Raw genomic sequence first — 15176 nt, 5'->3', positions numbered from 1 at the left:
TTTCATGACAAATGGACAGATAAAAGTACAATCTCGCGCAGCTGATGAATTAAATGTTGCTGAAGAAGTGAGTAAATTAGAAGAGGTTGGCGAAAGATTAATTAAACAAGCATTAGCCAAAGGTGCGTCGCAAGTTGAAGTTGGAGTGAGCAAAGATTTAGGGCTATCGGTTCAGGTACGCAATCAACAAGTTGAGACATTAGAGTACAATCGTGATAATAGTTTTGGTTTAACTGTTTACTTTGGTCAAAAGAAAGGCATTGCGACTACAAGTGACTTAACTCCTGAAGGACTCGATTTAGCCGTTGATGCTGCCTGTAATATTGCTAAATACACTCAACCCGATCCTTGTTCCGGTTTGGCTGATAAATCGTTAATGGCGAGTCAGTCAATCGATTTAAAACTTGATATACCAATGGGGATTACGGCTGAAAAAGCTCAGGCATTAGCAAAAGAGTGTGAGTTGGCAGGTACATCTGAAGAAAAAGTTTCACAAAGTGAAGGTGCTTCATTTAGTAGTCATCGTAATATTCGTTTTTATGCTAATTCTCATGGGTTTTCCGCCGCTATACCATCTACTCGGCATAGTTTAAGTTGTGTATTGATTGCTGAAGATGAGCAAGGTATGCAAAGGGATTATTGGTACTCTGTTGCTCGCGATGCCAGTTTACTCGAGTCGGCCGAATCAATTGGTAAAAAAGCAGCGACAAGAGTGGCTGCTCGTCTAGGTGGAAAAAAACTTTCAACGCAAAAAGCACCCGTACTAATGATCCCTGAGGTCGCACGAGGCTTAGTTGGTAATTTATGCAGTGCAATTCAAGGAAGTAGTATTTACCGTAAGTCCAGTTTTTTAATTGATAGTTTGAACCAACAGGTTTTTCCAAAGTTTGTTCAAATACAGGAGAAACCCCATATTGTTGGCGGGCTAGCAAGTGCATGGTTTGATAACGAAGGTGTTGCCACTAAGGAGCAATTCATTGTTGAAAATGGTGATTTACAAACATTTTTACTCGGTAGCTATAGTGCAAGACGGCTGAATATGCAGCCAACAGGACATGCTGGTGGAGTGCATAATTTACATTTAGCCACTATGGATATTGAGTTTAATGAAATGATAAAAAAAATGGATAAAGGATTAATTGTAACTGATGTGATGGGACATGGAATTAATTTAGTTACAGGTGATTACTCTAGAGGTGCATCTGGTTTTTGGGTTGAAAATGGAGAAATTCAACATTTTGTTCAGGAGATCACAATTGCCAGTAATTTAAAAACAATGTTTCGTGATTTAGTAGCAATTGGTAATGATATTGATTATCGAAGTAGTCATTTAACGGGTTCTTGGTTACTTGCTGAAATGACGATTGCTGGGCAGAATGGGTGAGTTAAATATTTTATTATAAGATGTGGTTTTTAAGTTATGATTCTAAGGAGTTTTTTTTGAAAAAATTAGTTATTGCTAGCGTGCTGTTGTCGTTTATATCCGGTGGTGCTTTCGCTGTAGCTCCTTCCTGCAATTCAGGGCCTGATGGGTACTGTCAATACACAGGAAAAGTAAAACGAATTTATGTGAATGCGAATAATTTAATTATATTGTATTTTGAGTCGCCAGTATCAGTAGAAACAGCTTCAAATGCGGGGATTAATATCACTGATGGATCAGGTGCCGCTTTTCAAATCAACACAAACCCTGAGTTTGCTAAGTTATTTTATTCAACTGCATTAGCTGCACAGGCATCTGGTCGAAATGTCACTATACAGATGAGAGGCAATGAAGGGCCTTACTTAAAGTTTGATCGAATATGGCTTAGTTCGGATTAATCTTTAAGATAAGCCCCCACAACCATTTAATTTTTAAATGCTGCTAAAAGTTGAGTTGTAGGGGACTAACTCCTCCTAATTTTATTTTTTAAATTTTACAATTTAAACCTACTAGTTTTCGATAGCTCCAATAAGTTCTAACGGCATATCTGGCGTGATAAAACCTTCGTTCACTGCATTGGCATACTTTGTTCTAATTGCAAGTTCTTGTGCTGGCGTTAACTGACTTAAATGACTGATTAGTTGTTGTGCGCTGTCAGTATTCCAGTGATTTGAGTCGATGGCATTGCTAATCAATTCGTCAGCTTTTTGAAAGGATAATCGTTGCTGTTCAAAAGTTTTATTAGCTGATTCTTCACTTATCAAATTCTGACTGGCTGAAGTCGATTTTTCAGTTTGTAAAACCGAAGTTTTAGGCACAGTATTGTGTGCTAATTGTAGCTGTATTTCTTCTCGAATAACTCGCTCTAGAAATAACTTGAACTCTGTATTTTCAATACCTCCATTAGAATTGGCAGAGTCACTTTCTATTGTTGCGTTATCATGTGAAGCTAATACTTCATCGGGAGTTTGCCACAACTGTACAATCTGTAAGCCAAGCAACAAACCAAAGCCTACGTAAATCACCCGGTTAAATAAATCAGTGATTGAAAGTTTCATTTATAGCACTTTAGGAGCAAACAAAGAACCTTTGTATACATTTACATAAGTACAACTTCCTGACGAGTGACTGGCTATTAAGTACGAGTTAGATGTTCCTGAACGCAATGCGGCTAAATGCTGAGGATTACTCGTTGTACAAGATTTTACAACACCTGCTGCATTTCTTGCCCAGATAGTGGCAACGGCACCGGTATCTCCAACATGTAGAATTTGTGTGTTATCGGCAGAATTACGCGCAGAACCAAAACTGCCAGAGATAGTGGTTGCTGTTGCTGTTACATTATAAGTCGACTTGGTTCCGGCAAAAGTTTGTAATGATAGTAATGCTGATGCAGAGAGTATAATAGATGATGCTACTTTGTTGATATTCTTCATGATAATGTCCTTTTTAAAATGTTTGAAAAGTATAAAAGTAGATACATGTACTTTAGTGTTGAGATATTACTAATCTAAAATACAGGTTTCCTGTTTGGAGCAATATAAAATAGTGATGAGTTTATTTTTCAAGGAATTAAAACTAAAGAAGGAATGTGAGCGAACATTTTATTAAAACCATCCTTGTTTTAGTTCCGAGTATTTCCAATACCATCTAAGTTGCTCGCAAAATATTATAGCTAACTTTTCTCATAGCGCAAATAGCAAATGTAATATTTATCGTTAAAGTTTTTAATTAGGTAAAATATATCTCTTTATGAAATTTTAAATGCGAATAGTCTTGAATTTTATTGTTATTGTCAGTATTTAATATCACAAAAAGTAAATATTATGAAAAGTTAAGTTAATCACTATGCCGCTTTGTTTATAACAAAAGGAGAGGGTTATGCTCTCCTTTAATTTATTATGCTTTTAAACTAAGCGCCATAATGTTTCTAGTTCCTCTTTCCAGGCTTGCTGTAACTTAGGTTTTTGAAACTTAGGTTTGCGCTTTTCATCTTCAGCTAACTTATTTTCTAAGTATTCTATTCGTTGTAATATTTCCTCTGGTTTGATGGGTATTGTTTCATGTTCATCATTTTTGGCTGATAAATTATCAATTACCGATGATTTTTTATCTTCATTCAGAAGACGCTCATAAAAATCATCGGGCGAATTAATTTCAATTAGCTGTTTGTTTTCAATACAAAGCCAGCGAGTCGCTATTTGATTTAGAAATTGACGGTCATGACTTGTTATTAATAGAGTTGCACCTGATTGCATTAATTGTTCGGTTAATTCTTCCTTACCTTGCAAGTCTATGTGATTGGTTGGTTCATCTAATATTATTAAATTAGGCTGATTTAGTGAAAAGGTGATAAACATCATTCTCGCTTTTTCTCCACCGCTCATAGTGTTAACTGTCCGATCAAACTCGCGATAGTTAATACCTGCTTTTATTAAAGCTTGTTTTAAACCTTCCTCGTTTGTCTCGCCGTGTTTTCTTAACCAGTCTATTCTACTGATGTTTGAGTTGAGTAATTCAAGCTCCTGATCATAATAACCAAGTTTGGTTCGTGGGTTAAAACGAATATTTTCACTGGTTGTCAAATTATCCATATATTGTTTTCGAATGAGCTCTAAGCTGGTTGATTTTCCACATCCATTTTCCCCGATAATTGCTACTCTATCGCCGGGTTTTATCGATAGATTATGTATTTGTAACAACTTTCTATTACCGTCTGGAGTGGTAACCTTTAAGTCATCAATTGCTAGTACTTGTTTGGCAAATAACTGTTGATCGCTGAGTGATAGCTTTAAGTTCGATCCAGATGAAACAAAGGTTTTATTTTCTTCTAATTTATCAACACGTTTTAATATTGATTTAGATTTTCTAGACAAGTCTTCGTTATCATACTGATGTCCCCAAATAGCTAATCGTTTAGCTGTTTTTTGTAACCGCTCGATTTCTTTTTCTTCTTGTTCTCGACGATTACTGGCATCAGAATCTATTTTTTCAAGCGCTTGCTTTGCTTCTGAGTACTTTAAATTGAATTCATAGCTTTGCTTGTCTCGAATAAAAACAGTCTTATGGCAAGTTTTGTCTAAAAGCTGAGCATCATGGGAAATCATTAAAACAGCACAAGGACATTGATGTATTAAAAAATTTTCAAGGGCTAACATGGCTTTTATATCCATATGATTACCGGGTTCGTCCATGAGTAAAAGATCGGGCTCATTGATTAAAGCTCGGGCAATTAATACCAGGTTCTGTTGTCCACCACTCATTGAGTTTAAGGTTTGTTGAAGTTGAGATTGAGAAAAACCTAAAGACATCAGCTGACTCTCTGCTTTCCATCGCAGAAGCAATTGAGCTTCGTTGGGTAACGCAGATAAAACCGCATCTATAGCAGATGAATTAGCTAAGTTATTAGAAACAAATTGATCTACATGACCAATCTTAACAAAGTTAGCTTTTCTCACTTCACCTTCATCAGGAATTAATTTTTTTCTGATGAGTGATAAAAGAGTACTTTTGCCACAACCATTAAATCCAACTAATGCGATTTTTTCTTTATGGTTAATGGTTAAATTAAGTTTTTTAAAAAGCGTTTTTTCACCGTGTGAAAAAGAGATTTCTAGTAATTGTATTAGTGCGCTCATTGGTATCATCTTTATTGGTGCAGGAAAAGGTCCTGCCAGTTATTCTTATTCGGCCAAGGCCGAGGTCAAATAACGCAGATGAAATACGTCAGATTTGGAGGGAAATTAGATTTCCAAGATTGAAAGTATTTTGTGTTATTTAAGTTCTAATCATTCAGTCCGTAATTCATCGCGCTAGTTCAAAGCGGACTGAATGTTTCGATTAGATAAAACGAGAGCAAAAGCTAATTGGCTCAAAAACATAAATATTCTCCTCTTAGTGGTTAAGTTGGCTTTATGCCTTCCATTTATTGGCTATTTAATCAAAAAAGTTATACGACTTCAAATATTAAATAAATGTTTGTTCTGATGGGGGAGTTCAAGTACATAAAATTTAATGATCCATCATTTAATGTGCCAATCTGAAAGGGCTTTTTGTTCATTGTTAATTAACAGATATGAACTGGTTAATGTTTTTTATATTAGGTTATGTTAATATAAACCTCGTTGAGTAGTAGGCAGCTAATTGCCTGCTATAGTTAGTAAATGAATCTTTTGATTTTTGGTAATATGAATGAGTTTAGAAAGCTATTTTAGCGCCTATAGAGACAATATTATTGGTATCGACTTATCTTATGATGGAAAAGAAGCCATCTATGCTGACTGGACTGCTAGTGGTCGATTATATCGACCTATAGAAGATTTTATTACTAATAAAATCGGCCCTCTCGTTGCTAATACACATACTGAAGCCAGTTATACTGGCTGTGCGATGACAAATCTTTATCATCAGGCGCAAAAGAAGATTAAGCAGCATGTTAATGCAAATGAGAATGATGTTCTGATTTGTGCGGGTTCAGGGATGACTGCGGTAGTTAATAAATTTCAACGAATTTTAGGTCTCAGAGTTCCTGAAAAGTGGGCCGACCGTTTTTCTATATCTGAGTCAGAAAAACCAGTCGTTTTTATTACGCATATGGAACACCATTCAAACCAGACAACCTGGAATGAATGTGCTGTTACTTTAATTGTTGTTCCTGAAAATGAAGCAGGAATGCCTGATACTTCTAAACTAGAAGAGTTATTAATTGAATATAAAGAGCGTCCTATGAAAATAGGAGCCTTTACCGCCTGTAGTAATGTGACTGGTATTAAAACGGATTATCATCTGTTTGCTGAAGTAATGCATCGGTACGGAGGTTTTTGTTTTATCGATTTTGCGGCATCAGCTCCGTATGTGGATATTGATATGCACCCAGAAAATCACCTACAACACCTTGATGCAGTCATGTTTTCTCCACACAAATTTTTAGGTGGGCCTGGTAGCTCTGGCGTGTTGATTTTTAATAAAAAACTGTATCACAACAAAATACCTGATCATCCTGGGGGGGGTACAGTGACTTGGACCAATCCTTGGGGAGAACACCGCTTTTTTGAAGATATAGAAATAAGAGAAGATGGTGGTACACCTGGGTTTTTGCAGACTATACGGACTGCTTTAGCTATGATGTTAAAAGAGTCGATGGGAACTGACAAAATACAACAGCGAGAAGAAGAAATTGTAGATCTATTATGTCAGGAGTTGAGTTCTATACCTGAAGTCAATGTATTACATTCTTCTAACCGCCAGCGTTTGTGTGTTGTTTCTTTTTATGTGATTGAAATTCATTATAATTTAATTGTTCGCCTACTCAGTGATCGTTTTGGCGTTCAAACCCGTGGTGGGTGTTCGTGTGCCGGTACTTATGGTCATATTTTGCTGGGAGTTGATCATGACACTTCTTGTGCGATAACCAGTATGATTGACGAAGGTGACTTGTCACAAAAACCAGGCTGGGTTCGAATTTCTTTGCATCCTACCTCAACCGATGATGAAGTCAGGTTCATTGCTGAAGCCATCAGACAAGTGATAAATAATATTGATGAATGGAAAAGTGATTACCAGTTTAATGTTAGCTACGGTGACTACTTGCCTATTAATGAAAAAGAGCCTGGTATTCAGTTGAGTGACTTTGAACCATTATTATAGTTTGGTGTTCATATGGTTACTCATCTGATTGAGCTTTTGGTTGACCTCTGCGATAGAAGTTTTTACATTTTTATAGGTAAGCGTTTTTTCGAGTAGTTGACATTGATTGAGTTGATTGATATTCATCCACCCTTTGCTTATTGATTCTGTGAGCATTTCTGCGCTTTTATCATGTTGATTGAGTACTGCATAAGCTAAAGCTAGTAGATAGTAGTCACGCGGCTTTTCATTATTAATCATGCGTGTGTTTTGCCACTGTATAATATTGTTTTTGAGGGCTGAGTGGTGTTTGCCTATGCCCGCTAGAGTAATATTATTCAGTAGTTCCAACTCAAGGTTTTTGAGGCTTGGTTGCTGTTCAATAGCTTGTTGATAGTAGCTAGCAGCTTGTATAAAGTTGCCATGGATTAACTCTATTTCTCCGGCAAGTGTTAATAATGATATTTCACTTGGAGATTTTTTTATTGCATCTTGAATCAGTTTACGTGCAAGAGGCAATTGAGCTTGCGAAGATAGGTATTTTGTATAGAGTCCTATTGCAAAAGCGTAATCCGGCTGTAGCTGAAGAGCTTTTAAAAAGCTTTTTTCAGCTTCCAAATAACGTTTTTGATTTTCTAAAGTAAGTCCCATATGAGCATAAACAGTGGCGTAATTGGGGGCTAACTCCTGGGCTCTAATATTCCAGCGTAATGCATTGTCTAATTGGCCTTTCTGAAAATAAAGATAAGCGAGATTAGTGGCTGCTTGAGGATGCCTTGGCGACAGTTTGATGGCCCTGAGGTTCGATTCGATTCCCTGTGTTATTGAGCCATTTAAATAATAAGCAAGTCCAAGCGCTTTGTGTGAATCTGCTTTTTCTGGTGCAAGAGAAGTTGCTTTTAGGGCTGCCTTTAATGATAGCTCACGCCAGTTCTCACTTGCGGCAAATTGGAAGAAGCCTTGACTATAAGCATCTGCTAAACCGGCATAGGCTAAACCAAAATCAGGATCGAGTTGGAGCGATTCTTGAAATAATGCAACTGCTGTTAAGTTATCTTGGCGGCGATATCTGGCATAGTAATTTTTTCCTCTCAAATAATAATGGTAAGCTTGAACCACTTGAGTTGGCTGGGTTAAAGAGAGAGAATCTAAGATAGCTGGTTTATTTAGTTTTGCCTTAAGGTGAGAGGCTACTTGGGTGATTACTTTTCTTTGAATTGCGATAATATCATCTGATTCAAAGTCGTATTCTGCCTGCCATAATTGTGTTGAGGTGTTGGTATCGATGAGTTTAAAACTGAAATGAATTAGATTATTCTGGCGATAAATTGCGCCGTCTAGTATTGCTCCAACGTTCAAATCTTGCGCAACTTTGCGTACTGAGCGACCGGAGTTCTTATAGGTGTTTACGCTATTGAGTGGGGAGATCCTGAGAGAATCAATTTCTGACATTACAGTGATTAATTCATCTGTCATTCCAGAAGCTAAATAATCATCTTCTTTATTTTGGGTAATATTAACAAATGGTAATACGGCGAGGTTTTGTATTGAGCGATGTTGGGCTTGTGAATTGATTTGTTGGTTGAGTGTTAATAAAGCTGAACTCAGTACAACAATAAAAATGATCAACGAAAACGCAATATTTCGCCATAATTTATTAGTTGTTGAAGAAATAATATTCGGAGGACGATCACTGCTGGCTAAGTCATAAACAATAGGGGTAGAACGAGGCGTTAAGCAAATTTTTACCTCAGGAATAATTCGGTAGCCTAACCCTCTTACCACACCAATATATTTAGGTGATTGAGCATTATCACCAATGGCTTTACGAAGTAGTCTTATGCGTTGTTTAAGGGTTTCATCTCCAACCACCATGTGTGGCCATACTTGTCTGATAAGCTCATCTTGAGCTAAAACGGTAGGGGCATTTTCAACGAGAACTTTGAGTAGTTGATAAGATAATTTTGGGAGTGATATTTCTTCATCACCTTGCCAAACTTGGTTGGTTTCAGGGTCGAGCTTTATATCTGCTATTTGAAATTGCCGCTTAGCACCTGAATTTTTAAACAACCTTATGTTTCCTTCTTACACTTTTTAGTGAAGTTACAGGTTATCGAAATCTCCTTAAATATCAAGCTTTTCTGGTGAGTTTCACCATATTTTCACTATGGCTTAAATCTCTTTATTGAGATAGTAGAACAAAGTTTCGGCCAATACAGGTTTTTATCGTCAAAATGACTGGTGAATAACAATAGGATATTAGGCCTGTGAATTTGTATTTTAGATATTATGTTCCATACTTATTAAATCAAATCACCGTTTAATAAATGTTGTCGATGTTTATGGAAAAACCGTTAGAACCGGACAAAATGCCAGTATTGGCATATAAAGTCCAAGAACTTGAAAAAGAGAACATGATGCTGCAAAAGGAACTAGCTGTGAAGTCAGTTATTTCTGAGATTTTTCAGTATCAAGGTAATGATGATGATGTTGATTTAGTATACCGCAAAATATTCTCTCTTATTTCAGAAATTATTCATATTGATAATTTTTATGTTGCTCTTGTTGTTGATGGGCTTATCAATATTCCGTTTATTGTAGATCATTATGAAGAACCCCCTCCTGAACAATTGAGTGAAGCAACAAACCCTAAACTTAGCCAGAGTATGACCGCTTATGCTTTAAAAAAACGGACAACATTGGTGTTAACAGAGTCAGATATTATTAAACTTGAAGCAGCCAGTAATTTTAAAGTGTTTGGAAAAATACCAAAACAATGGATGTTTTTACCATTTCATGCCGCCAATATTAAAGGAGGAATTGTTTTTCAGAGTTATATTAAAGAAGAGAAATTTACTTATAAAGACATGTCAATGCTTGCTTATGTAACTATGCATGTCGGTAACTTTTTATCTGCCTATGACTCAAAGTCTAAGATTAAACAACAGTATGAAGCATTAAAGTCGGCACAAAGTCAGTTAGTCCACTCAGAAAAAATGGCATCAATAGGACAGTTGGCGGCAGGTGTTGCTCACGAAATTAATAATCCATTAGGTTATGTTAATAGCAATTTAAACTCATTGCGTGGCTATATTGATGAGTTACGTGCCTTTATTGATGAATTATATACCGAACTTAAAAATACTGGTTCATCTTCGTCCGCTGAACAATCAATTGAGGCTATTTCAGTTGAGTTAAAGAAAAAACATGATATTGAGTTTATTTTAAGTGATACCTACGAGTTGATTTCAGAAAGTATTTTTGGAATGGATAAAGTGAAAAAAATTATTCAAGGACTTAAAAACTTCACTCATGCTGGTGAAGAAAAAATGAAAAAAGCAGACTTAAATAAATGCTTGGAAGAAACCGTCAGAATTGTTTGGAATGAGTTGAAATATCATTGTGAGGTTAGCAAAGACTATGGTGAAATCCCAGAAACCTATTGCCATCCAAGTCAATTAAACCAAGTGTTTATGAATTTGTTAATTAATGCTGGTCATGCAATAAAAGATAATGGGGTTATAACGATAAAAACTTGCTGTGATGAAGAAAGTATTATAATTGATATTAGTGATAACGGCTCGGGAATTGATGAGAAAAACCTGAATCAACTTTTTAATCCATTTTTTACGACTAAGCCCGTTGGGCAGGGAACCGGTCTTGGGTTATCTATTTCTTATGGCATTATTGAAAATCATGGTGGAACTATTACTGTTGAGAGTGAGTTAGGCGTTGGTACTTTATTTAAGATTAAAATTCCAATTGTTACAGAGCTTGATGAAAGCGAAGAGGAGCTAGAGAACGATGAATATTAAACTCAAAGCGATTCTATTATTTAATTAAGGAGTTGATATGGAGTCTAAAGAGCTTTTTGATGATTTGGTTGCATTAGAGGAATGCTCTTTTCCTAAAAAGTGCGAAACCTGTGGAGCTGTCTATAATAGTGTAGAGGACTTTACCCAAAAAACGGCCCACATCAATCAAAAAAGTGGATTGAAAGCGTCTGAAGATGATGACGGTGAAACGATTTTAGAGTTATTTAGAAATTGTGTTTGCGGTTCAACACTATTAGATTTTTTTGCCGATAGACGTGATATGTCTGAAGCTGGTAATAATCGACGTCAAGCATTTGAAAAAGTATTGAAGTATATTATAAAACAGGGAATTGAACGTGATGTTGCAAGAGAAGAGTTAAAGTATTACTTAAAGCATAAAAAAAGCGAGTTACTTGCTAAACTGGGTGTTTTCAAAATGAGAATTAACCGAAACAAGTAAATAATAAAACCTATTTGTGAGAATCAGTTTGATGAAAGATAGTGCTAATGAAGTAGAAAATGCCAATGTTTTATGTGTTGATGATGAACGTAATATATTAGTTTCTCTTAAGCGACTATTTAGAAAAGACGGTTATCAAATTTTTATCGCCGAGAGTGGTGCTGAAGGTTTGGAAATTATTAAAAAAGAAAAAATTGATCTGATTATATCTGATATGAGAATGCCTAATATGGATGGTGCTGAGTTCTTAAGCAAAGTAAAAGAAGTCAACCCCAAAATCCCTAGTATTTTATTAACAGGATTTTCCGACCAAGAGTCAACAATTCGAGCTATTAATGAGGGGAAAATAAGCGCTTATGTGAGTAAGCCTTGGGAAGATAACGACATAAAGCTAAAAGTAAAATCATTGTTGAAAATCAGTTTGCTGGAGAAAGAAAAAGATAGGTTGTTGGTATTAACTCATAAACAAAATAAACAATTAAGAGATTGGAATAAAGATTTAGAGAATAAAGTTCAAGCTAGAGTCAGGGAATTAAAAGAAGCCGAATGTATGCTAGACAAAGCTTACCAGGAACTTTCTGGTAGCTATGATGCGGTTGTAAAACTATTATCTCATGCTATTTGTGCGCGAGAAAATATTTTTACTAGAGATTATCCTGATTTACCTGCTTTGGCTGTTGAGCTAGCCAAACAAGCTAAGTTAAGCAACTACATGGTAAAGCAAGTTTATTATTCCAGTTTACTCTTTGAGTTAGGTAAACTGGCTTTACCTGAAAAGCTACTTGAAACACCAATAAAATTGCTTGATGTAGATGAGTTTGAGCAATTGATGAACTACCCTGAAATAGGTGCGTCGGTGTTAAAAGATATTTCTAACTTTACTGATGCCGCAAGAATTATTGAGCATCACTATGAATATATTGATGGTTCAGGAGCGCCTGACGGTTTAAAAGGAAGCGATATCCCTGTTGGTTGTAAAATACTAAGTATCGTAAAAGATTATTTCCTTCTTCAGTCTGGTCGGTTTGATGGTATTGATTATACTGCGCGAGATGCTAGAAGCTACTTATTTGATAGAAAAGGTAAGCTTTATGATGAAGAGTTAGTCAAACTGTTTTTTGAGATTTCAAAACAGTTTGAACAAAAGCAAAGTATCGATGAAGAGCATATGTTAGGGAGTATGCAATTAAAAGAAGGTATGACATTAAGCCGAGACTGTACTAATAAAAATGGCTTGTTATTACTACAAAAAGGGACTGTTCTAACGGAATTGATGATTAGTAAATTGATTAGCTTTGAGAAAGTTTATGATACTCCTGTAAGAATATATGTGATATCAGCACCGAAAATTAATAAGTAGTATTTTTATTTCTTTCGTGATGTTTAAAAGCTTCGTTAATATCATTACGTAGTTCGTCTTTAGACCAAGGTTTTGTCATATACTTGAAGATAGAGCTTTTATTAATCGCTTCTTTAACAAGATCGAACTCATTATTCCCAGATAATATCATTCTAGTTATTTGTGGATACATTTGTTGGACACTACTAAGAAGTTCAATTCCATTAACTTTAGGCATCGATAGATCTGATAATACAACTCCAATATGATTGAGAGCTAAAATCTCTAATGCTTCATCGGCATTATTAGCGGTATGTATGATTAACCCTGATGAACGTAGCGCCCTGCGTAGAGCCGACAAAATTTGGGGTTCATCATCAACCAATAAAATGGTTCTTGCGTATTTTGTTGTTTTTATTCCTTCTAGTGAAAGCTGAGTTTTTGCTTTAAGGAATGTTTCACCTTGTTCGGCAGGAACTGGTTTACTAAAATAAAAGCCTTGAATAACATCACAGTAACTTTTAGATAATAAAGCGAGTTGGGCTTTGGTTTCAACTCCTTCTGCAACAACTCTAATACCTAAGTTATGTGCAATTGCAATGATCATTGTGACTATGGCTTTATCGTGAGGGTTTGTTGTCATATGGTTAACAAAATCTTTATCGATTTTTATTTCATCTATTGGAAATCTTTTTAAATAGCTTAAATTAGAATAGCCTGTACCAAAGTCATCAATTGATATTTTAAAACCTAAAGATTTTAACTTATCTAAAATGGTAATAAATTTTTGCGGGTTATCTAACGACAAACTTTCTGTGATTTCAAGAGTGATTTGGTTGGTTGGAATAGCATTTTCTTTAATCATATTCTCTATATGACTTAAAAAGTCAGGGTGAGATAACTGAATGACTGAAAGGTTTATTGCTATTGAGGTTTTTTGCTTTGTACGGCTATTCCAATCTTTTAGTTGTTCACAGACTTGATGTAAAATCCAGTAGCCAATAGGAATGATCAGTTTTGTTTCTTCTGTTATAGGAATGAATGTATTAGGAGATAGTAATCCTTTTTGGGGATGGTTCCAACGTATTAATGCCTCAAATGAGCAAATAGAGCCATTGCTGAGATCGACTTGTGGTTGATAGTAAAGTTCAAATTCTTTTTGAGCTAATGCTTTTTTAAGCTCTGCTTCCATTGATATTTTAGCTCTTGCTTTTTTATGTATTTCAGGTGAAAAATACTGGAAGTTATTTTTTCCTTTTAGTTTGGCTTGTCCCATTGCAGAGTCTGCATACTTTAGTAAGGTATCGGCATTTTTACTGTCAACAGGGTAGAGGCTATAACCAATACTTGATGTAATGTTAAAGCTTTCTTTTTTATAAGCAATGGGTTCTGCAATTTTAGACTGTAATCTCTGTAGCATTTCTGAAATAGCATTAGTGCTAGATGTACTATTCATAATGATTATAAATTCATCGCCACCCAGGCGTGCTGTAGTATCTATTTTTCTAACACACTGTTGTATTCGAGAAGAAACTTCTTTAAGCAGGTGATCACCACTTCTCATTCCATGTAGATCATTAATTTCTTTAAAGTTATCTAATCCCAACATAATAACAGCTAGTTTTTGTTCGTTTTTTTCTGCCAGTTTTAATAACCAGTTTAATCTTTCTTCCATTGATTTTTTGTTATAAAGTCCGGTTAGTTCGTCGTACTGTGCAAGTTGAATGAGCTCATCAGTTTGCACTTCTAACCGCTCATGAGACTGAGTAAGTTTTGATTGCTGATTAAGAAGGTGATCATGTTCTTCTTTTAATGATGTGTATTGGCGATAAAGTTCATTAGTAATAATGTCAAATGAAAGATTGTTTTCGACTAATAAAAGTATATCTTGAATAATAGAAACATAAGTGTTGATATGCTGAATATTCGATTTAGAAAAGTTAGAATTATCTTTTTTATCAACAAGGTTGATAAATGCAGTTTTTTCATCATCTAATGTGTCGAGTGGAAAAACAATAACTGTATTGTTAGGCAGAAACATATTTTTTGTTTCAGAAAAATCTAAACGGGTATACCTTTCTTGCATTGATTTTTTTATATCTTGAATGTTTTGAATGCTGTACTGCTCATTACTTTTAAGGTGGCTGTATAGGTAATTATTAAGCCACTTAGGATCAAAGTGTTGATAATCTTTAGAAAATGAGTTGATCGAGTCACTGGTGGTCCATAATTCATTTTGTGGGTAGTTAAATGAAGCAAAGTGACAACCAATACTATGTCTTAGATTGTTAATAATATGCTGTATTAAATGACCACTGTTTATTTTTTTTTGTGAGTCTAAGAGTTGAACAATTTGAGCCTTAATATTGACAACTCCTTTTATTGATTCGCTATTTTTAGACAATTTAAAGCTCACAGATTGATGTTAGTCTTAACATAAAGATATTATAGTTGAGTTTACATAAAAGCGTTTAATTCATCACTATTGCAATGAACTGACGTAAATTTTTAAAT

At 35.2% G+C, this 15176-nt stretch carries 11 protein-coding genes; 6 read left to right on the top strand and 5 right to left on the bottom strand.

The window, feature by feature from the left end; all coding sequences use genetic code 11:
* The first annotated feature begins 4 nt into the window (after positions 1 to 4).
* The gene (gene pmbA, locus ACT5E3_RS16540; protein WP_444994645.1) at positions 5 to 1384 is read left to right on the top strand and encodes a metalloprotease PmbA; all 1380 of its coding nucleotides are present in this window, start codon (positions 5 to 7) and stop codon (positions 1382 to 1384) included.
* A 56-nt stretch (positions 1385 to 1440) separates the two neighbouring features.
* Positions 1441 to 1821, top strand: coding sequence for a hypothetical protein (locus ACT5E3_RS16535; protein WP_444994644.1), 381 nt, complete (start codon positions 1441 to 1443; stop codon positions 1819 to 1821).
* A gap of 111 nt (positions 1822 to 1932) precedes the next feature.
* Here the strand turns inward: ACT5E3_RS16535 and ACT5E3_RS16530 are convergent, their stop codons facing one another.
* The 3 genes from ACT5E3_RS16530 to ACT5E3_RS16520 all read right to left on the bottom strand — a co-directional run bounded on the left by ACT5E3_RS16530 (position 1933) and on the right by ACT5E3_RS16520 (position 5061).
* Positions 1933 to 2481 carry a hypothetical protein gene (locus ACT5E3_RS16530; protein WP_444994643.1) on the bottom strand — a complete coding sequence of 183 codons (549 nt, stop codon included), beginning with the start codon at positions 2479 to 2481 and terminating at the stop codon, positions 1933 to 1935.
* The gene (locus ACT5E3_RS16525) at positions 2482 to 2859 is read right to left on the bottom strand and encodes a hypothetical protein (RefSeq protein ID WP_444994642.1); all 378 of its coding nucleotides are present in this window, start codon (positions 2857 to 2859) and stop codon (positions 2482 to 2484) included.
* Positions 2860 to 3330: 471 nt separating this feature from the next.
* Positions 3331 to 5061, bottom strand: coding sequence for an ABC-F family ATP-binding cassette domain-containing protein (locus tag ACT5E3_RS16520; RefSeq protein ID WP_444994641.1), 1731 nt, complete (start codon positions 5059 to 5061; stop codon positions 3331 to 3333).
* A gap of 553 nt (positions 5062 to 5614) precedes the next feature.
* On the opposite strand from ACT5E3_RS16520, the gene ACT5E3_RS16515 reads away from it, so the two are divergent.
* On the top strand, positions 5615 to 7069 hold the full coding sequence (locus ACT5E3_RS16515; RefSeq protein ID WP_444994640.1) for an aminotransferase class V-fold PLP-dependent enzyme: 1455 nt from the start codon (positions 5615 to 5617) through the stop codon (positions 7067 to 7069).
* On the opposite strand, the gene ACT5E3_RS16510 is transcribed toward ACT5E3_RS16515, so the two are convergent.
* The gene (locus tag ACT5E3_RS16510) at positions 7064 to 9118 is read right to left on the bottom strand and encodes a winged helix-turn-helix domain-containing protein (protein WP_444994639.1); all 2055 of its coding nucleotides are present in this window, start codon (positions 9116 to 9118) and stop codon (positions 7064 to 7066) included. The genes ACT5E3_RS16515 and ACT5E3_RS16510 overlap by 6 nt on opposite strands.
* A gap of 272 nt (positions 9119 to 9390) precedes the next feature.
* Here ACT5E3_RS16510 and ACT5E3_RS16505 point away from each other — a divergent pair, with 272 nt between their 5' ends.
* Genes ACT5E3_RS16505 through ACT5E3_RS16495 form a run of 3 tightly spaced genes read left to right on the top strand, consistent with a single transcriptional unit; the run spans position 9391 to position 12683 of the window.
* Positions 9391 to 10863 (top strand): sensor histidine kinase, encoded by a 1473-nt coding sequence (locus ACT5E3_RS16505; protein WP_444994638.1) that lies wholly within the window; start codon positions 9391 to 9393, stop codon positions 10861 to 10863.
* 37 nt (positions 10864 to 10900) lie between these two features.
* On the top strand, positions 10901 to 11323 hold the full coding sequence (locus tag ACT5E3_RS16500) for an oxidoreductase (RefSeq protein WP_444994637.1): 423 nt from the start codon (positions 10901 to 10903) through the stop codon (positions 11321 to 11323).
* Positions 11324 to 11354: 31 nt separating this feature from the next.
* Positions 11355 to 12683, top strand: a complete 1329-nt coding sequence (locus tag ACT5E3_RS16495; protein ID WP_444994636.1) for an HD domain-containing phosphohydrolase — start codon at positions 11355 to 11357, stop codon at positions 12681 to 12683.
* Here the strand turns inward: ACT5E3_RS16495 and ACT5E3_RS16490 are convergent.
* Positions 12673 to 15066, bottom strand: coding sequence for an EAL domain-containing protein (locus tag ACT5E3_RS16490; RefSeq protein ID WP_444994635.1), 2394 nt, complete (start codon positions 15064 to 15066; stop codon positions 12673 to 12675). The genes ACT5E3_RS16495 and ACT5E3_RS16490 overlap by 11 nt on opposite strands.
* Positions 15067 to 15176: the final 110 nt, after the last annotated feature.

The organism is Aliikangiella litoralis, assembly GCF_052495765.1.
Note: the sequence above shows the minus strand (reverse complement) of the source record. Positions and strands in the feature narration are given on the sequence as shown.